The following is an 18,783-nucleotide window of genomic DNA, read 5'->3' on the forward strand; positions in this document are numbered from 1 at the left end:
GAACGAGCCGACTCGGCTCCGAAAACGACGAAAGGAAGGGAGAACCTCTCCCTTCCACTAACAACTTTATAGCGCACATAGGGGCTTGAAACAAGCCCCCCGGATGGGGGCAGAATCTCCTGCTCGAACAGGTAAAGCGCCTGTTCAGACAGGGGATTCAACGTTGCAAGCATTCGATCTCGCGGGCCGTCACGACGCCAAGGCGGACCCGGCACTGATCGCCGATGACGAGCAGCACTTCGCTGCCATCGGGCAGAGTCTCGAGGAGCAGATCGCCGAGCTCAACGAACGGCTGGACGACGTACGCCGCCGGCCGGGTGGTCACGGGCAGGAGGCGATGGACCGCGATCTGGAGGTGCACCGGATCGGCGGGCAGCTGCGGATGCTGCGCAGGTTCAGCCTGGATCTGTGTCTGGGGCGGATCGTCACGGAGTCGGGCGACACGATCTACATCGGTCGCCTCGGGCTGACCGCCACCGACGGGCGGCGGCTGCTGGTCGACTGGCGCTCGCCAGCAGCGGAGCCGTTCTTCGCGGCCACCCACGCCGACCCGCGCGGGCTGCTGAGCCGGCGGCGCTACCGCTGGACCAACGGGCGGGTCACCGACTACTGGGACGAGGTCTTCACCGCCGATGGCCTCGAGGGGCATGCGGCGCTCGACGACCAGTCGGCCTTCATCGCCACCCTCGGCAGCAGCCGCTCCCCGCGGATGCGCGACGTCCTGGGCACGATCCAGTCCGACCAGGACGCGATCATCCGCGCGTCCTCGCGGGGCGCCCTCGTCGTCGACGGCGGGCCGGGGACGGGCAAGACGGTGGTGGCGCTGCACCGCACGGCGTACCTCCTCTACTCCGACCCGCGCCTGGGCGAGGGCAAGGGCGGGGTGCTGTTCGTGGGACCGCACGAGCCCTATCTCTCCTACGTGGCCGACGTGCTGCCGAGCCTGGGCGAGGAGGGCGTACGCACCTCCACGCTGCGCCGGATGGTGCCCGAGGGCGAGGCCCTGCAGCCGGAGAAGGACGACGAGGTCGCCCGGCTCAAGGCCGACGCGCGGATGGTGGCCGCGATCGAGCCCGCGGTGGCGCTCTACGAGAAGCCTCCGTCGAAGCCGACGCTGGTCGAGACGCCCTACGGCGACGCGGTGATCAGTGCCGGCGACTGGACCGAGGCGATCGCCGCGGCGGAGCAGGGTACGCCGCACAACGACGCCCGCGACCAGGTCTGGGACGCGCTGCTGAGGATCGTGACCGACAAGATCCAGGCCAACGCCGGCGACGACCCGGACCGCGACTACGACGCCGACGTCGATCTCGACGACTGGGGCGACGGCCCGACCCTGGATAAGGACGAGTTCGACGCGTACGGGCTGGTCGACGAGGACGCGACCGACTCCCTGCGCGCCTCGCTGGAGACCAACGCCGGGCTGCTCCACGTCTTCGGCGAGGTCTGGCCACGGCTGCGGCCGGCCGACATCGTCGGGGACCTGTGGGAGGTGCCCGCCTTCTTGCGGATGTGCGCACCCTGGCTCACCCCGGAGGAGGTGAAGACGCTGCAGCGTGAGGATCCCCAGGCCTGGACCGAAGCCGACCTGCCGCTGCTCGACGCCGCCCACCGCCGGCTCGGCGATCCCGACGCCTCCCGGCGCCGGAGCGCCCAGAAGGCGGCCGCGGCCGCCGACCGGAAGGCGAAGGCCGAGGTCGTCTCGGACCTGATCAGCCACGACGACTCCGAGATGAAGGTGATGTCGATGCTGCGCGGCCAGGACGTACGCACCGCGCTCCTGGACGACTCGGTGCGGGAACCGGACGAGCTCGACCCGTACGCCGGACCGTTCGCCCACATCGTCGTCGACGAGGCGCAGGAGCTGACCGACGCCGAGTGGCAGATGCTGATCAGCCGCTGCCCCTCGCGCAGCTTCACGATCGTCGGCGACCGGGCGCAGGCGCGGCACGGATTCACCGAGTCATGGCAGGAGCGGCTCGAGCGCGTCGGCCTGGACCGGATCGAGATGGCCGGCCTGAGCATCAACTACCGCACGCCCGAGGAGGTGATGACCGAGGCCGAGCCGGTCATCCGGGCCGCGCTCCCCGACGCCAACGTGCCCACGTCGATCCGTGCTTCCGGCACCCCGGTCATCCACGGCTCGGTCGCGGATCTCGACGAGATCCTGGACACCTGGCTCGCGGCCAACGAGGAGGGTGTCGCCTGTGTCATCGCCGCCGGTTCACCCGACAGCAACGAGGGCCGCGTACGCCGGTTGAGCCCCGTGCACGCCAAGGGTCTCGAGTTCGACCTGGTCGTCCTCATCAACCCCGAGACGTACGGGACCGGGATCGAGGGTGCCGTGGACCGCTACGTCGCGATGACACGAGCGACCCAGCAGCTGGCCGTTCTCAGCTGAACGGCCTCAACCCTCCGACGGGAGCGTCAGTGCGTCGTGGCGGGGAGGTTGTCGTCCTCGGCCTTGTGAGGCTTGGGCAGCAGCCCCTCGCCGCGGAACACACCCGGCAGCAGCACCAGGAGGGAGATGATCACCATCAGGATCACCGGGATGAGCAGGATGAGCAGGAGCAGACCGGAGGCGGTCATCGCATCGGCGACCGGCCAGCCGTTGGGAACCTCGGCGCTGGCGGGGCCGGCGGTAGCAACAGAGGCGACGACGGCGGCGGAGGCGGAGGCGCCGAGGAGGCCGGCGCGGCGCAGGATCTGGTTGCTCACGAGGCAGATACTAACCGGCGTACGTCCTGGTTCTCATCTCTGCCCCTCGGCCCCGTGGCGGGAGTCGATGCCCGCCTGGGGATTGGCCGCGGGGCTTGAACGCCTTGGATACTGGAACCCATGTCCATTCCCCCGAACCCCCCACTCGTCTCGGTCTCCTGGTCGACGCTCGGCGAATGGGTGATCGGCATCCCGCTGCGCATCCTCGGCCTGGTCGTCCTGGCGATCGTGCTCCGCTGGGTGCTGCACCGGGTGATCGACAAGGTCGTCGGCCGCGCCGTCGAGGCGCCGACGCTCGCCGGCAAGATCACCAAGCTGCACGAGCCGGGCGACGAGATCCACGCGATCTCCCGCCGCAGCCAGCGCGCCCAGGCGATCGGATCGCTGCTCAAGAGTGTCGTCACCGGCGTGCTGGTCGCGATCTTCGCCACCATGATCCTGGACGAGCTCGGCATCAACATCGCCCCGATCATCGCCTCGGCCGGGATCGTCGGTCTGGCGCTCGGTTTCGGCGCCCAGTCGCTCGTGCGGGACTATCTGTCCGGCATCTTCATGATCATCGAGGACCAGTACGGCGTCGGTGACAGCATCGAGGTCAACAACATCAGCGGCACCGTCGAGGCCGTGACGCTGCGGATCACCCGGCTGCGCTCGCTCGACGGCACGGTCTGGTACATCCCCAACGGCGAGATCCTCACCGTCGGCAACCACAGCCAGAACTGGGCCCGCGCCGTCATCGACGTCGGCGTCGGCTACAACGAGGACCTCAACAAGGTCCAGCGCGTGCTCCGCGAGGTCTCCCACGACCTGTGGGTCGATGAGGAGTTCAAGGGCCAGATCATCGAGGAGCCCGAGGTCACCGGCGTCGAGGCGCTGGCTGCCGACTCCATCACCCTGCGGGTGCTGATCAAGACACTGCCCCTCAAGCAGTGGGCGATCGCGCGCGAGATGCGCCAGCGGATCAAGGCCCGCCTCGACTACGAGGGCATCGAGATGCCCTTCCCGCAGCGGGTCATCTGGCACCGCGACGACAAGGCCGCCGCTGCCGAGGAAGAGAAGACCAAGGCCTGAGGCCCGCTGGTCGAGCCGCCGGAGCGGCTAGGCGGAGGCGTGTCGAGACCAACACGGTCCTATCGGCGCACGACGGGACTGTGTTGGTCTCGACACCGGCTCGCTGGCGCTCGCCGGGCTCGACCAGCGGTGCGGCTCAGGCGAGGGCGGCGTCGAGGGTGATGGTGGTGCCGGCGAGCGCCTGGCTGACCGGGCAACCGGCCTTGGCCGCCTCGGCGAGGCTGACGAAGGCGTCGTTGTCGAGCCCCTCGACCACACCACGCGTGGTCAGCTTGATGCCGGTGATGCCCTTGCCGGGGGTGAACTCGACCTCGGCGCTGGTCTCCAGGCTGGTCGGCGGGGTGCCGTTCTCGGCCAGGCCGTTGGAGAAGGCCATCGAGAAGCAGGAGGAGTGGGCGGCGGCGATGAGCTCCTCGGGGCTGGTCTTGCCGCTGGGCTCCTGCGAGCGCGCCACCCAGGTGACGTCGTAGGTCCCCAGGCCCGAGGAGTCCAGCGTCACCTTGCCGGCGCCCTCGAAGAGCGAGCCCTCCCAGACGGTGGTGGCAGTGCGGGTGGTGGCCATCGTTATCTCCCAAAGTTCGAGTGTGTGCGTACGTCCCCGATCCTGCCACGGGACGCGCGGGCGGACCCGCGTGGAAGAATGGCTCAGTGACGTTTTATGAGGAGATCGGCGGGATGGACACCATCCGCACGATCGTGGCCAAGTTCTACGAGGGCGTGGCGACCGACGAGCTGATGCGCCCGATGTATCCCGAGGAGGATCTCGGTCCGGCGCAGGAACGCCTGACGCTCTTCCTGGCTCAGTACTGGGGCGGGCCGACGACCTACTCCGAGCAACGTGGCCACCCACGGCTGCGGATGCGTCACGCCCCGTTCGAGGTCACCTCGGAGGCTCGCGACCGCTGGCTCGTCCACTTCCGCGAGGGGCTCGACGCCGCCGGGCTCACCCCCGAGCAGGACGCGCAGTTCTGGGCCTACGCCGAGCACGCGGCGAACTTCATGATCAACAGCCCGAGCTGAGTCCTCAGCCCACGTGCACGTGCGGCCGCCGGGTCCGGTCCGGCTCGGCACGCCGCAGGATCTCCCGGGTGGTCGGGGCGACCTCGCCGACCCCGGTGAACAGGAACCGCAGCAGGTTGATCGCCGGGTTGCCCTCGGTCCACTCGAAGTAGATGTGCGGCACCACACCGGTGACGTCGCGGATGTGGAGCAGCGTCGCCGCCAGCGCGTTGGGCACCGCCGGTGCCTCCAGGCGCAGCACTCGGCGGCGGCCGATCACCTCGCCACGTACCTGCAGGGTGCCTTCGAAGTCGGACGGGTCGGTGACGTGCACCTCGACGAAGATGATGTCGCCGTCGTCGGCCAGGTCGTTGTCGGCGACGATCTGGCGCAGCTTGTCGTCGTACTCCTCGGGGCCCTCGGTGCCCTCGTGCTCGTTGGCGACGAGCCGGATCTGGCGGCGCGCACAGTCGCGCAGGAACGTCTCGGCCAGTTTGTCGAGCTCGACGCCGGTCACGCGCAGCTCGAAGGAGCGCATGATCCGGGAGACCAGCGAGACCCCGATGATCGCGGCGATGAAGCAGGCTGCGATCTTGACGCCGTCGGGACGCTCGATCACGTTGGAGACCGTGGTGTAGGCGAACACGGCCGCGATCAGGCCGAACAGGACCGTCCGGACCTTCTGGCCGGCCTTGTGCGCGGCCAGGGTCACCGCCACCGCGGCGGAGAGCATCAGGACCAGCACACCCGTGGCGTACGCCCCACCCTGGGCATCCACGTCGGCGTCGAAGATCCAGGTGATCAGGAACGCTGCCGCCGAGATGGTCACCACCAGCGGCCGGGTAGCGGCCGCCCACTCCGGTGACATCCCGTAACGCGGCAGGTAGCGCGGGATCAGGTTGAGCAGACCGGCCATCGCCGAAGCGCCGGCGAACCACAGGATGAGGATGGTCGAGATGTCGTACGCCGTCCCGAAGGCGCTGCCGAGGTAGTCGTGGGCGAGATAGGCCAGGGCTCGGCCGTTGGCCTTGCCGCCCTCCTGGAACTCCTCGGCGGGGATCAGCAGGGTGGTCACCCAGGAGGAGGCGATCAGGAAGACGCTCATCGTCAGGGCGGCCGCGGTGAGCAGCCTCTTGGTGCCCCGGATCCGTCCGGCGGGGTGCTCCTCGGTGTCGCTCTTGTCGCCCCTGACCTGCGGCATCACCGTGACACCGGTCTCGAACCCGCTCATCCCGAGGGCGAGCTTGGGGAAGACCAGCAGCGAGACCGCGATCATCGTCGTGACATCGCCGTGCTCGACGAAGAGGGCGTCGTTCCAGGTGGTGAAGACGCCGGGGTTGCTGAACACGTGCACCAGGCCGACGACGATCACGACCAGGTTGAGAGCCAGGAAGGTGACCACCAGGCCGACGGCGATCCCGATCGCCTCCTTGAACCCCTTCAGGAACACCGCGGCCAGGGCGGCCAGCAGCACCAGGGTGATCACCATGTTGTGCCCGTGCCAGGTGGACGGGAAGAGCGGGTTCTCCACCACGTGCGCGGCGCCGTCGGCGGCCGAGAGGGTCATCGTGATGATGAAGTCGGTGGCGGCGAAGCCGAGCAGGGCGAGCACGAACGCCTTGCCGCCCCAGCGGGACAGCAGCCGCTCCAGCATCGCGATCGACCCCTGCCCGTGCGGGCTCTCGGCCGCGACCCGGCGGTAGACCGGAAGCGCGCCGAGCAGGGTCAGCCCGACCAGGACCAGGGTCGCGATCGGCGAGAGCAGCCCGGCTGCGAGGGCGGCGATGCCCGGCTGGTAGCCCAGCGTCGAGAAGTAGTCGACACCGGTCAGGCACATCACCTGCCACCACGGATGCTTCTTCTCGTGGGTCTCCGTGGGCTCAGGAACGGCCGCCTGGCCGCTCTCTGCGATCGCTGCGGTCACGAGGACAACGCTTCCGCGTCAGGGGCTGCGGTGCCACATCCCGGCTACGCGGGAGAACGTAAGGATTTCGTCAAGATCCGTCCGGGTCGAGGGTGTAGCCCACACCGGGAGTGGTGACCAGGAAGCGCGGGTGCGACGGGTCGTCCTCGAGCTTGCGGCGCAGCTGCGCGGCGTAGACGCGCAGATAGTGGGTCTCCTTCGCGTAGGCGGGACCCCAGACCTCCTTGAGGATCTGGTCACGCGGCACCAGCCGGCCGACGTTGCGGGCCAGCAGCTCCAGGAACGACCACTCGGTCGGGGTCAGCCTGACGTCGTCCCCGGCCTTGTGGACCCGCTTGCGGGCGAAGTCGATCTCTAGGTCGCCGACGCTCAGGCTGGTCGCGGCGGGCGGCGCGGACTCCTGGGAGCGTCTGACCGCCGCTCGTAGGCGCGCCATCAGCTCGTTCATCGCGAACGGTTTCGTGACGTAGTCGTCGGCGCCGAGGTCGAGCGCCTCGATCTTGTCGTCGCCGTGCTGACGCGCGGAGAGCACGACCACCGGGACCTGGGTCCAGCCGCGGAGCCCCTCGATCACCTCGGTGCCGTCCAGGTCCGGGAGCCCGAGGTCGAGCAGGACCACATCAGGGTGGGTCGCCGCCGCGGCGGCGAGCGCCGAGCGCCCGTCGGAGGCCGTCTCGACGTCCCAGCCGGCGGCACGCAGGTTGATGGCGAGCGCGCGCAGCAGCGCGGGCTCGTCGTCGACGACGAGTACGCGGCTCATCGGGCGACTCCCGCGCGCGGCACCGCCACGACCATGGTCAGGCCGCCGCCGGGAGTGTCCTCGGCCGAGAGCCGGATGCCCAGCGCGTCACTCAGTCCCCTGGCCACGGCCAGACCGAGCCCCAGCCCACCCGCCGAGGTGTCGTCGAGGCGCTGGAACGGCTCGAACATCCGCTCCCGCTGGTCCTCGGGCACTCCCGGTCCACGATCGACGATCATCACCTCCACAGTCTCCGGCGTCTCGTGGGCGAGGACCCGCACCGGCTCGCCGGAGCGGGGTCCCTGGCCGCTGGCCCGGACCGCGTTGTTGACCAGGTTGGCGACGATGCGCTCCAGGAGGCCGGAGTCGGTGCGTACGAGGGGGGTGTCCTCGCCGACGTCGAAGGCGATCGACCCGGGCGGCAGGCCCGCGACGGCCAGCGGCAGCGACTCCTCGAGGCTGACGTCGCGCATCGCGGGGTGTACCAGGCCGGCCTCGACGCGGGAGAGGTCGAGGAGGTTGTCGATGAGCGACTCCAGCTGGTCGGCGGAGGTCGCGGCCGACTCGACGAGCTCCTTGCGGTCCTCCTCCGAGACCCGGCCCACGAGCAGGCCGTCGAGAGCGGCGCGCATGGTCGCCAGCGGCGTACGCAGGTCGTGGGAGACCGCGCGAAGCAGCGCCGTCGAGGTCTGCTCGGCCCGCTCCAGGGCCAGCGCCCGGTCGGCCTGGTCGCGCAGCCGGCGGTGCTCCAGCACCAGCGACGTCTGAACTGCGAAGGCCTCCAGGACACGTCGGTCGCGTGCCCGCAGCGGGGTGCCACGCAGGACGATCACGTGGGTGTCGTCGACCGCGACCTGACCGTCGCCCTGGTCCGGATCGGCGGCATAGCCGACCCCCGCGCCCGCCAGCCGCACCCACCCCTGCGGGGTCTCCTCCAGCAGGACCACCGACTGCTGGGCGAAGGTCTCCCGCACCCGGTGCACGATCGCCTCCGCCGTGTCCTGTCCGGTGAGCACCGAGCGGGACAGCGCTCCCATCGTCGCGGCCTCGCCTCTGGCCTGGCGTGCCTCGGCGGTCCTCCGAGAGGCGTGGTCGACCACGGTCGCGACGCCGACCGCGACCGCCACGAAGATCAGCAGCATCACCAGGTTGCGCGGCTCGGCGATGGTGAAGCGGTGCACCGGCGCGGTGAACCACCAGTTCAGGTGGGCGAACCCTGCCAGCGCGGCGACCACTGCGGGCCAGCGCCCGCCGACCAGCGCCACCAGCACGGTGGCCCCGAGAAGCAGCATGCTGGCCAGCGGAAGCTGGTCGGCAACGTCGCCCTCGATGCCGTCGGCGTGCAGCAGCCAGACCAGACCGAGTGGCACCACGAACGCACACAGCCAGCCCAGGACCTGCCGGGTGCTGCTGAGCGGTGAACCGAGGCCGCCCCGGCCCCGCGCGCCCCTCGCGATCTCGTCGTGGGTGACAAGGTGCACGTCGATCGACCCGGCCGCGGCCGCGATCCGGTCACCCGTGGTGCCGGTGAAGAGCCTGCGCACCCGCCCGTGACGGGAGACGCCGACGATGATCATGGTGGCGTTGGCGCCCGCCGCGAAGTCGACGACCGCGGTCGCCGCGTCCTCACCGATCACGCTGTGGAAGGTGCCGTCAAGCGACGCGGTCAGCGCCTGGGCACGCTCCAAGGACCCGGCCGACGGCCTGGCCAGGCCGTCGGCGGTGACCACGTGCACCGCCAGCAGCTCGGATCCCTTCGCGCGCTGGCACAGCCGGGCCGCTCGCCGCAGCAGCGTCTCCGACTCCGGCCCGCCGGTGACCGCGACGACGATGCGCTCCTTGGTCGGCCAGGGATGCTCGATCCGGTGCTCGCGCCGATAGTCGCCGAGGGCGTCGTCGACCCGGTCGGCGAGCCACAGCAGCGCCAGCTCGCGCAGCGCGGTCAGGTTGCCGACCCGGAAGTAGGAGGTCAGGCTCGCGTCGATGTTCTCGGGCTTGTAGATGTTGCCGTGGGCCATCCGGCGCCGCAGCGCGTCCGGCGCCATGTCGACGAGCTGGATCTGGTCGGCGGTGCGGACCACCTCGTCGGGCACGGTCTCCCGCTGGCGTACGCCGGTGATCCGCTCGACCTCGTCGTTGAGCGACTCCAGGTGCTGGATGTTGACGGTGGTGATCACGTCGATCCCGGCGGCGCGGATCTGCTCGACGTCCTGGGCCCGCTTGGTGTGCCGGCTGCCGGGCACGTTGGTGTGCGCGAGCTCGTCGACGCAGACGACCTTCGGGGCTCGGGCGATCACCGCGTCCAGGTCGAGCTCGGTGAAGGTCGCCCCGCGGTAGTCGATCTCCCGGCGCGGGATCACCTCGAGCCCCTCGATCTGGCGCGCGGTGTTGCTGCGGTCGTGGGTCTCCACGAAACCGACCACCACGTCGGTCCCCCGGGCCTGGCGACGCTGCGCCTCGCCGAGCATGGCGTACGTCTTGCCGACTCCGGGCGCTGCGCCGAGGTAGACGGTCAGGCGGCCCCGCTTCGGCGGCACCTCAGGGGACTCGCCCTCGGACGACATGGTCTGCACGTCCCTATTCAACCTCTCCACCGATGCTGATGTGCTGATGTGCTGATGTGGCGGCGCGGCCGGCCGAGAGCCCCGATGCGCTCGGCCGGCCGGGTGCTTCTGCTCACTCAGCGGCGTTGCGTACCGCGATGTTGAGCTCGAGCACATTGACCCGCGGCGCGCCGAGGAACCCGAGGGTGCGACCGTCGGTGTTCTCGGCCACCAGCGCCTTCACCTCGTCCGTCGAGAGATCGTTGGCGTCAGCCACCCGGGACACCTGAATGGCTGCGTAAGCCGGTGAGATGTCCGGGTCGATCCCGGATGCGGAGGTGGTGACGGCGTCCGCGGGCACCTGGTCGACCGAGACGCCCTCCCGGGTGGCGATCTCGCCCTGGCGCTCCTTGATCGCCTTGACCAGTTCTGGGTCTTCCGGACCGAGGTTGGAACCGTAGGTGGACAGCGTGTCCCAGCCGTCGCCTGCGGCGCTGGGACGGGGGTAGAAGAGACCCTCGTCGTCGTTGCCCTGCCCGATCAGGGCCGAGCCGACGGCCTCGGCCGGGTCGTTGGTGTGCTCGCCGCTCTCGGTGACCAGGGAGCCGTCGGCACGCCACCCGAAGGCGGCCTGGGCGACGCCGGTGACGACCAGCGGGTAGGCGATCCCGCACAGCAGGGTCGCGGCGATGAGCACACGGAGCCCGGCGAGCGAGTGACGGAGGAGTGCATAGATCTCAGACATGTTCGGTTCCTTGGTCACAGTCCTGGGATGAGGGAGATGACGACGTCGAGCAGCTTGATGCCGACGAACGGCACGATCAGGCCGCCGACCCCGTAGAGCAGCAGGTTGCGGCGCAGCAGGGCCGAGGCCGAGGACGGCCGGTAGCGCACGCCGCGCAGTGCCAGCGGGATCAGCCCGACGATGATCAGCGCGTTGAAGACCACCGCGGAGACGATGGCCGACTCCGGCGAGGACAGCCGCATGATGTTGAGGACGTCCAGCGCGGGGAAGACCCCGACGAACATCGCCGGCAGGATCGCGAAGTACTTCGCGACGTCGTTGGCCACCGAGAAGGTGGTCAGCGCGCCGCGGGTGATCAGCAGCTGCTTGCCGATCTCGACCACGTCGATCAGCTTGGTCGGGTCGGAGTCGAGGTCGACCATGTTGCCGGCCTCCTTGGCCGCGGTCGTCCCCGTGTTCATCGCGACACCGACGTCGGCCTGCGCGAGCGCCGGGGCGTCGTTGGTGCCGTCACCGCACATCGCGACCATCCGGCCACCGCGCTGCTCCTTGCGGATCAGCGCGAGCTTGTCCTCCGGGGTCGCCTCGGCGAGGACGTCGTCGACACCCGCCTCCTTCGCGATGGCCCTGGCCGTGGCGGCGTTGTCGCCGGTGATCATCACCGTCTTGATGCCCATCGCGCGCAGCTCGTCGAACCGCTCGCGGATGCCGTCCTTGACGATGTCCTTGAGGTGCACGACGCCGAGCACCCGCGCCGGGTCGTCGTTGCGGTGCTCGGCGACGACCAGCGGCGTCCCGCCGCTCTCGGCGATCTCCGAGACGACCACCGCGGTCTCCGGGGGCACCTGGCCACCGTTCTCCTTGACCCAGGCCGTCACCGCGGAGGCGGCGCCCTTGCGTACGCTCAGGCCTGGGCTGTCCAGGCCGGACATCCGGGTGGTGGCGGAGAACTCCACCATCGTGGCGTCCGCCGGACCGCCCATCGATCGCCCGACGAGCGTGAGGATGCTGCGGCCCTCCGGGGTCTGGTCGGAGAGGCTGGCCAGGACCGCTGCGTTCTCCGCACCGGTCAGGGTGACACCGGTGACCGGGATGATCTCGTACGCCTGCCGGTTGCCGTAGGTGATCGTGCCGGTCTTGTCGAGCAGCAGCACGTCCACGTCGCCGGCCGCCTCGACGGCCCGCCCTGACATCGCCAGGACGTTGCGGCGTACGAGCCGGTCCATGCCGGCGATGCCGATCGCGCTCAGCAGGGCTCCGATGGTGGTCGGGATCAGGCAGACCAGCAGCGCGGTCAGGACCAGCCAGGACTGGTGGGCGTCGGAGTAGCCGGCCAGGTAGTAGAGGCTCCAGCAGACCACCACGAAGATGACGGTCAAGCTGGTCAGGAGCACGTTGAGCGCGATCTCGTTCGGCGTACGCTGCCGCTCCGAGCCCTCGACCAGGGCGATCATCCGGTCCACGAAGGAGTGGCCCGGGTCGGAGGTGATCCGGACGACGATCCGGTCCGAGAGGACCAGGGTGCCGCCCGTGACCGCCGACCGGTCGCCGCCGGACTCGCGGATCACCGGGGCCGACTCGCCGGTCACGGCGCTCTCGTCGACGCTGGCGACGCCTTCGATGACGTCGCCGTCACCGGGGATCCGCTCGCCGGCCTCGACCACGACGACGTCGCCGGCGCGCAGGTCGGTCGAGGCGACGAGCTCCTCGGTGCCGCCGAGGCCACCGCGCAGGCGGCGGGCGGTGGTCTCGGTCTGGAGCGCGCGGAGGGAGGCCGCCTGGGCCTTGCCGCGGCCCTCGGCGACCGACTCGGCCAGGGTGCCGAAGACGACGGTCAGCCACAGCCAGACGGTGACGAGCCAGCCCATCACCGACGGGTCGAGGACCGACATGACGGTCGTGGCGACCGCACCGATCTCGACCACGAGCATGACGGGGGTAGCCACCAGCTTGCGGGGATCGAGCTTGCGCAGCGCACCAGGCACCGCCTCGGCGATCTGCTTGGCCGTGAGCACCGACGGTGCGGCCTCGACATGGGTGTGGTGCTCGGTGTGTTCTTCAGGGATACGTACGGGGGTCTGGGTCATGACAGGGACTCCACGATCGGGCCCAGCATGAGAGCCGGGACGAAGGTCAGGCCGACCACGACCAGCGCGACGCCGGTCAGCAGGCCGACGAAGAGCGGGCTGTGGGTCGGCAGGGTGCCGGCGCTGTTTGGCATCCGGCGGGCGGTCGCGAAGCGACCGGCCAGGGCGAGCACGAAGATCATCGGCACGAACCGGCCCAGCAGCATCAGCATGCCGAGCAGGGTGTTCCAGAAGGGGGTGCCCGAGGTGATCCCACCGAACGCGGAGCCGTTGTTGTTGGCCGCGCTGGTGACGGCGTACAGCGCCTCGGAGAGGCCGTGCGGACCATCGGTCGAGAGCCCGGCCAGGCCCGCCGGGGCGGTCAGCGCGAGGGCCGCGCCGATGAGCACCAGGATCGGGGTCGCCAGGATGTAGACCGCGACCAGCACCATCTCGTCGCGGCTGATCTTCTTGCCCAGGTACTCAGGCGTACGTCCCACCATCAGGCCGCACAGGAAGACCGTGACCACGGCGAGCATAAGCATGCCGTAGAGCCCGGAGCCGACGCCGCCGGGGGCGATCTCGCCGAGCATCATCCCGAACATCGCGATACCGCCACCGGGTGCGGTGAGGCTCTCGTGCATACCGTTGACCGCACCTGTCGAGGTGCCGGTGGTGACCGCGGCGAACAGGGCCGTCGCGGCCTCGCCGAAGCGGGTCTCCTTGCCTTCCATCGCGGCGCCGGCGAGCTGTGGCGCGGTGCCGGGGCCGGCCATCTCCGCCCAGGTCAGCAGCGTGATCCCGACCGTGAGCAGCACGCCCATCGTGGCCAGTACTGCGCCACCCTGGCGCCTGTCCTTGACGATCAGGCCGAACGCCCAGGCCATCGAGAACGGCAGGACGAGCATCGCCCAGATCTCGAGCAGGTTGGTCCATGGGTTGGGGTTCTCGAACGGGTGGGCGGAGTTGACGTTGTAGAAGCCTCCGCCGTTGGTGCCGAGCTCCTTGATCGCCTCCTGGCTGGCGACCGGGCCGCCGGTCAGGGGCTGGTTGCCACCGGTGAGCGTGGACAGGTCGGCCACACCATGGAGGTTCTGCACCGCGCCACCGATGACCAGCAGGAGGGCCACCACGAAGGCCATCGGGAGCAGCACCCGGACAGTGGTGCGGACCATGTCGGTCCAGAAGTTGCCGATCCGGCCCTGGTTGCGGGCGCGGGCGAGCCCGCGGGCGAAGGCCGCGGCTACGGAGAGACCGACCGCGGCAGAGACGAAGTTCTGCACCGCCAGGCCGGCCATCTGGATCAGGTGGCCGGTGGCCGCCTCACCCGAGTACCACTGCCAGTTGGTGTTGGTCACGAACGAGACCGCCGTGTTCCAGGCGCCGTCGCTGGGCAGCGGGTCGAACCCGCCGCTGAGCGGAAGCCACTGCTGCAGCCGGCCGAAGGCGAAGAGGAACAGGATCCCGATCAACGAGAATCCCAGCGCTGACATCGCGTACGAGCGCCAGTGCTGGTCGGCGTCCGCGTCGACCTTGAGCACCTTGTAAGCCACCTTCTCGGCGCGCAGGTGCTTGGGGCTGGTGTAGATGTGGGCGAGGTAGCGGCCCAGGAGCGGCACACTGAGGGCCAGCGCGGCGACCAGGGCCAGGATCTGCAGCACGGCTGCGAGTGTGGCGTTCATCGGGCAGCTCCGGAGATCTGGCTGTCGTGGGGGACGCTCGCGCCCGCGGCCTCGGCTGCGGTCCCGACATCGGGGTCGGCGTCCGGATCGGCATCCGGGTCGGTAGCACCCAGCCGGCGGTCGATCAGACCGACCAGCAGGGCGAGCCCGGCGAAGCACGCGAGCGTGAGGAGGATGTAGATGAGGTCTGACACGCCTCCATTCCAGCCCCGGAAATGCCGTGTCACGCCGGTGTTGACGGATCCCTTACGCCGACATGGACAGCATTGACGCGTCCTTGACCTTCCCCTCCGCGCCCCGATGACGCAGCCTCCTCGGCCCTCAGCCGATCAGCCTGCGCATCAGCCCTGACACGAGGGCCGCGAACCCGGCCGCAGCGAGCAGCAAGAGGGGCCCGCCCTGTCGGCGTAGGCAACAATGTCGCCCATGCTGCAGCTGCGGATCACCTCTCCGGCGCACCTGACGCCCACGGTCATCGACGTCCTGACTGCCGACCCTGCGGTCAGCGAGCTCTCCTCGCTCCCCGGTGCGTCGCTGCGTCCTGAGGGTGACGTGGTGATGGCCGGGGTGGCCCGGGAGGCCGCCAACGACGTCATCGACCGGCTCCGTGAGCTGGACGTGCACAAGGAGGGCAGCATCCAGATCGACTCACCGAAGGCCTGGATGTCGGACCGCGCTCTGAAGGCCGCCGACCTGGCCCCTGGCAGCAGCGCGGACAGTGTGGTGTGGGCCGACGTCACCCAGCAGGCCTACGACGACACCGAGGCCAACTGGACCTTCATGAGCCTGATGACCCTCGCGACGCTGCTGGCCGGGATCGCGATCGTCCTCGACTCCCAGATCCTGGTGATCGGGGCGATGGTGATCGGTCCCGAGTTCGGCGCCATCGCGGCACTGGGGGTCGCCTTGGTGCGGCATCGCTACCACCTGCTCGGCCGCTCGCTGAGCACCCTCGCCCTCGGGTTCCTGGTCGGCATCGCCCTCACCACGGTGGCTGCGCTCATCGCCCGCGCGCTCGGCTGGATCACCCTCGTGGACGTGCTCGCCGACCGACCGGGAACGGGCTTCATCTACACCCCTGACAAGTGGTCTTTCATCGTGGCGCTGATCGCGGCGGCGGCCGGCGTGCTCGCGCTCACCTCGGCCCGGGTCGGAGGGCTCTCCGGAGTCTTCATCTCGGTCACCACCATCCCGGCGGCGGCCAACATCGCCCTCGGTCTCGCCTTCGGGGTCGGGCACGAGATCCGGGGAAGCGTACTGCAGCTGCTCCTCAACATCACCGGCATGGCGCTCGCAGGCTGGGCGACCCTTGCGGTCCAGAAGGTGGTGTGGAGCCGGGTCTCCGAGCGCCGTGCGCTGTTGGTGGCCCGGCTCAGGAAACGCTGACAAAGGTCCCGCTTCTCGACAACTGACGCAAGCACTGGGAGGCTACTGGACTCAAGCAGAACATTTGGTTGACCAGAGCGCTCTCGGAGGACGCATGCGGGCAATTCAGCGGGCTATCGTCGGAGTCGGGCTTGCAGTCGTCGCCCTCGTCGCGATGGCACTGCTCGTCGGCGGGATACGGTCCATCGGACCGGACCAGTCGAGTCGGCCCGCGGCGCAGGCGATCGGTTCGCAGAATCGGCTCGGCGACGGTCCGACCGTTCCGCCCGAGCCCATCGACGCCGCCGAGGACACCTCGGTCGGCACGCTGCCCCCTCCCGCCGACGCCTCGCTCGCCACCCAGCTCGCCTCGCGCGATCTGCTCGCGCCGCCCGAGTCGGCGCCGAACGTGCAGCGCCCGGCCGAGGGAACCCCGCTGAGCGCCCGGAAGTCGCGCCCCGGGGAGAAGCCCGGTCAGGTCCCGAGCATGCCCGGGCAGGACTTCACCGCGACCCAGGACGGCTGGGACTGGAGCGCGTGGGCCGACGCGGACGGCTGGTACGGCGACCGCGACGACAGTGACGACTGCCGGCGGGAACACCGCTACGAGCAGCGAGACGACCGTCGCACCGACTGCGACGATGACGACCGGCGCGACTGAAGCCGACTAGAGCACGCCCTCGACGGCCGCACGCACCTGCGGGCTGGGCTCGACCGCCTTCCCGGACTCGAGGTCGTAGAAGACCAGCGTGACCTGCCCGCGGGCGAGTCGGAGGTCTCCGTCGGCGATCTCGGACTCGATCGTCATCGACTTGGTGCCCAATCGGGAGACGTAGCTCCACACGTCGTACGGCTCCGAGCGAGCCAGGACCGGCGCGTGGTAGGTGACATCGGTCTGCGCGACCACGACGGAGGGCCAGGCATTGATGTCGTTGTGGGAGCTGAGGCGCTTCATCAGCGCCAGCCGCGACTCCTGGAAGTACTCGAAGTACTTCACGTTGTTCACGTGCCCGTAGGCGTCGACGTCGGAGAAGCGGACGTAGAGCGGGAAGCGCCCGTCCTCGAGCCGCTTCGGCTCGCCCAGCGCGAGCGGCTTCTGCGACCACTCCTCCGGATAGGCCTCGAGGTACGGCTGCAGGTTGGCCTTCTCCTCCGGCTTGAGCCGGCGAGGCGACTCGGTGGCGAAGACGTACGGCGCCAGGACCGTGCTCGCCCGCACGTAGACCTTGCGGGTGCCGTCGGGCTGGTCGCGGAAGATCTCGTAGGCCATCGTGAAGCTGGCCGCCCGGATGTCGGTCACCCAGGACTCGACATGGACCGGGGTGAAGTCGAAGAGCAGCGGGGCGACGTACGTGACTTGATGGCTGGCCACCACGACCCCCTCGGCCAGGCCCTGGGTCTGCGGGCTCCGGGCGTGCGTGCGCAGCATGTCCACGCGCGCCTCTTGGAGGTAGTCGACGTAGACGACGTTGTTCACGTGGCCGAGCATGTCGAGGTCGGCCCAACGCATGGGGCATTCGTAGAGGTGGCGCACGTGGCCGATCCTTCCAGAAGATCTTGGGCACTGGGCCTGGCGACCAGACGCTGTCCGGGCGAGTATGGTGTCGACCACAGTTCAACCTACTCATCAGTAACCGGGAGTCTTCATGCCTGAGGCAGTCATCGTCGCCGCCGCCCGTACCCCGATCGGGCGAGCCAACAAGGGATCTCTGAAGGACTTCCGTCCCGACGACCTCGCCGCGCTCATCACCAAGGAGGCCGTCGGCAAGGTCGAGGGTCTCGACCCCAACGACATCGACGACCTGCTGCTCGGCTGTGGTCTGCCGGGCGGCGAGTCCGGCAACAACATGGGCCGCGTGGTCTCGGTGCTGAACGGCTGGGACAAGGTGCCCGGCGCGACCATCACCCGCTACTGCTCCTCCTCGGTGCAGACCTCGCGGATGGCGCTGCACGCGATCAAGGCCGGCGAGGCCGACATCATCGTCTCCGCCGGTGTCGAGACCGTGTCCCGCTTCGTCAAGGGCACCTCGGACCACCTTCCCGACACCGTCAACCACCTCTTCGACGACGCCCAGACGCGGACGACCACGACGGCCGGCTCGAACGAGAAGTGGCACGACCCGCGCGAGGACGGCCTGCTGCCCGACGTCTACATCGCGATGGGCCAGACCGCCGAGAACCTCGCCACCTCGCGCGGCATCACCCGGGCGGAGATGGACGAGTTCGGCGTACGCTCCCAGAACCTCGCCGAGAAGGCCATCGCCGACGGCTTCTGGGCCCGCGAGATCACCCCGGTCACCACCCCTGACGGCACTGTCGTCTCGGCCGACGACGGTCCCCGCGCGGGCGTGACCCTGGAGGCCATCTCCGGCCTCAAGCCGGTGTTCCGCGAGGACGGCACCGTCACCGCCGGCAACTGCTGCGCCCTCAACGACGGCGCCGCCGCCGTCGTGGTCATGTCCGACACCAAGGCCGCCGAGCTCGGCGTCACCCCGCTGGCGCGGATCGTGTCCACCGGCGTCTCCGGCCTGTCCCCCGAGATCATGGGCCTCGGCCCGGTCGAGGCGACCCGGAACGCCCTGAAGTACGCCGGCATGTCCATCGGCGACATCGACCTGGTCGAGATCAACGAGGCCTTCGCGGCCCAGGTGATCCCGTCCTACCAGGACCTCGGCATCGACATCGACCGCCTCAACATCAACGGTGGCGCCATCGCCGTCGGTCACCCCTTCGGCATGACCGGCGCGCGCCTGCAGAACACCATGCTCAACAGCCTCGACTGGCACGACAAGACCACCGGTCTCATCACCATGTGCGTCGGCGGCGCTGTAGCCGAAGCCGCCGGGTGCCGTCCGGCCGCCCGGGGCGCCGGCCGCTGCCCCTTCCACAGCCCGTGCCGCCCGCGGCCCGCGCGGCCCCTCCGTCTGGGTG

At 69.8% G+C, this 18,783-nt stretch carries 16 protein-coding genes; 6 read left to right on the forward strand and 10 right to left on the reverse strand.

The window, feature by feature from the left end:
* Positions 1-163: 163 nt before the first annotated feature.
* Positions 164-2,401 (forward strand): RNA polymerase recycling motor ATPase HelR, encoded by a 2,238-nt coding sequence (gene helR / locus ACFU7D_RS20170; RefSeq protein WP_378870424.1) that lies wholly within the window; start codon positions 164-166, stop codon positions 2,399-2,401.
* A gap of 26 nt (positions 2,402-2,427) precedes the next feature.
* Here the strand turns inward: helR and ACFU7D_RS20175 are convergent, their stop codons facing one another.
* On the reverse strand, positions 2,428-2,718 hold the full coding sequence (locus ACFU7D_RS20175) for a hypothetical protein (RefSeq protein WP_378730242.1): 291 nt from the start codon (positions 2,716-2,718) through the stop codon (positions 2,428-2,430).
* Between the two features lie 120 nt (positions 2,719-2,838).
* Here ACFU7D_RS20175 and ACFU7D_RS20180 point away from each other — a divergent pair, with 120 nt between their 5' ends.
* A complete protein-coding gene (locus ACFU7D_RS20180) occupies positions 2,839-3,789 on the forward strand; it encodes a mechanosensitive ion channel family protein (RefSeq protein ID WP_378730244.1) in 951 nt (316 codons plus the stop codon).
* 136 nt (positions 3,790-3,925) lie between these two features.
* On the opposite strand, the gene ACFU7D_RS20185 is transcribed toward ACFU7D_RS20180, so the two are convergent.
* On the reverse strand, positions 3,926-4,351 hold the full coding sequence (locus ACFU7D_RS20185; protein WP_378730246.1) for an OsmC family peroxiredoxin: 426 nt from the start codon (positions 4,349-4,351) through the stop codon (positions 3,926-3,928).
* 86 nt (positions 4,352-4,437) lie between these two features.
* Here ACFU7D_RS20185 and ACFU7D_RS20190 point away from each other — a divergent pair, with 86 nt between their 5' ends.
* A complete protein-coding gene (locus ACFU7D_RS20190; RefSeq protein ID WP_378730248.1) occupies positions 4,438-4,809 on the forward strand; it encodes a globin in 372 nt (123 codons plus the stop codon).
* Between the two features lie 4 nt (positions 4,810-4,813).
* On the opposite strand, the gene ACFU7D_RS20195 is transcribed toward ACFU7D_RS20190, so the two are convergent.
* From ACFU7D_RS20195 to ACFU7D_RS20225, 7 genes are all read right to left on the reverse strand, one after another.
* Positions 4,814-6,625: an amino acid transporter gene (locus tag ACFU7D_RS20195; RefSeq protein WP_378870449.1), complete on the reverse strand. Its 1,812-nt coding sequence runs from the start codon at positions 6,623-6,625 to the stop codon at positions 4,814-4,816.
* Between the two features lie 157 nt (positions 6,626-6,782).
* Positions 6,783-7,472, reverse strand: a complete 690-nt coding sequence (locus ACFU7D_RS20200; RefSeq protein WP_378730250.1) for a response regulator — start codon at positions 7,470-7,472, stop codon at positions 6,783-6,785.
* Entirely contained in the window at positions 7,469-10,015 is a 2,547-nt protein-coding gene (locus ACFU7D_RS20205) for a DUF4118 domain-containing protein (protein WP_378870451.1), read from the reverse strand. Before ACFU7D_RS20205 ends, ACFU7D_RS20200 begins: the two co-directional genes overlap by 4 nt.
* Positions 10,016-10,127: 112 nt before the next feature.
* Positions 10,128-10,739: a potassium-transporting ATPase subunit KdpC gene (gene kdpC, locus ACFU7D_RS20210; protein ID WP_378870429.1), complete on the reverse strand. Its 612-nt coding sequence runs from the start codon at positions 10,737-10,739 to the stop codon at positions 10,128-10,130.
* Positions 10,740-10,753: 14 nt separating this feature from the next.
* A complete protein-coding gene (gene kdpB, locus ACFU7D_RS20215) occupies positions 10,754-12,826 on the reverse strand; it encodes a potassium-transporting ATPase subunit KdpB (protein ID WP_378870432.1) in 2,073 nt (690 codons plus the stop codon).
* Positions 12,823-14,487, reverse strand: coding sequence for a potassium-transporting ATPase subunit KdpA (gene kdpA / locus ACFU7D_RS20220; protein ID WP_378870435.1), 1,665 nt, complete (start codon positions 14,485-14,487; stop codon positions 12,823-12,825). Before kdpA ends, kdpB begins: the two co-directional genes overlap by 4 nt.
* The gene (locus tag ACFU7D_RS20225) at positions 14,484-14,681 is read right to left on the reverse strand and encodes a hypothetical protein (protein WP_378870437.1); all 198 of its coding nucleotides are present in this window, start codon (positions 14,679-14,681) and stop codon (positions 14,484-14,486) included. Before ACFU7D_RS20225 ends, kdpA begins: the two co-directional genes overlap by 4 nt.
* Positions 14,682-14,913: 232 nt before the next feature.
* Here ACFU7D_RS20225 and ACFU7D_RS20230 point away from each other — a divergent pair, with 232 nt between their 5' ends.
* The gene (locus ACFU7D_RS20230) at positions 14,914-15,873 is read left to right on the forward strand and encodes a DUF389 domain-containing protein (protein ID WP_378870440.1); all 960 of its coding nucleotides are present in this window, start codon (positions 14,914-14,916) and stop codon (positions 15,871-15,873) included.
* 94 nt (positions 15,874-15,967) lie between these two features.
* Positions 15,968-16,513 carry a hypothetical protein gene (locus ACFU7D_RS20235; protein WP_378870442.1) on the forward strand — a complete coding sequence of 182 codons (546 nt, stop codon included), beginning with the start codon at positions 15,968-15,970 and terminating at the stop codon, positions 16,511-16,513.
* Positions 16,514-16,519: 6 nt separating this feature from the next.
* On the opposite strand, the gene ACFU7D_RS20240 is transcribed toward ACFU7D_RS20235, so the two are convergent.
* Complete coding sequence (locus ACFU7D_RS20240) at positions 16,520-17,362, reverse strand: acyl-CoA thioesterase (protein ID WP_378870445.1); 843 nt, start codon at positions 17,360-17,362, stop codon at positions 16,520-16,522.
* 136 nt (positions 17,363-17,498) lie between these two features.
* Between ACFU7D_RS20240 and ACFU7D_RS20245 the strand changes: the two genes are divergently transcribed.
* The coding region (locus ACFU7D_RS20245; protein ID WP_378870447.1) for an acetyl-CoA C-acetyltransferase at positions 17,499-18,783 on the forward strand (1,285 nt) is incomplete at its 3' end.

Origin of the sequence: Nocardioides sp. NPDC057577 (assembly GCF_042801335.1) — a bacterium.
Lineage (GTDB): Bacteria > Actinomycetota > Actinomycetes > Propionibacteriales > Nocardioidaceae > Nocardioides.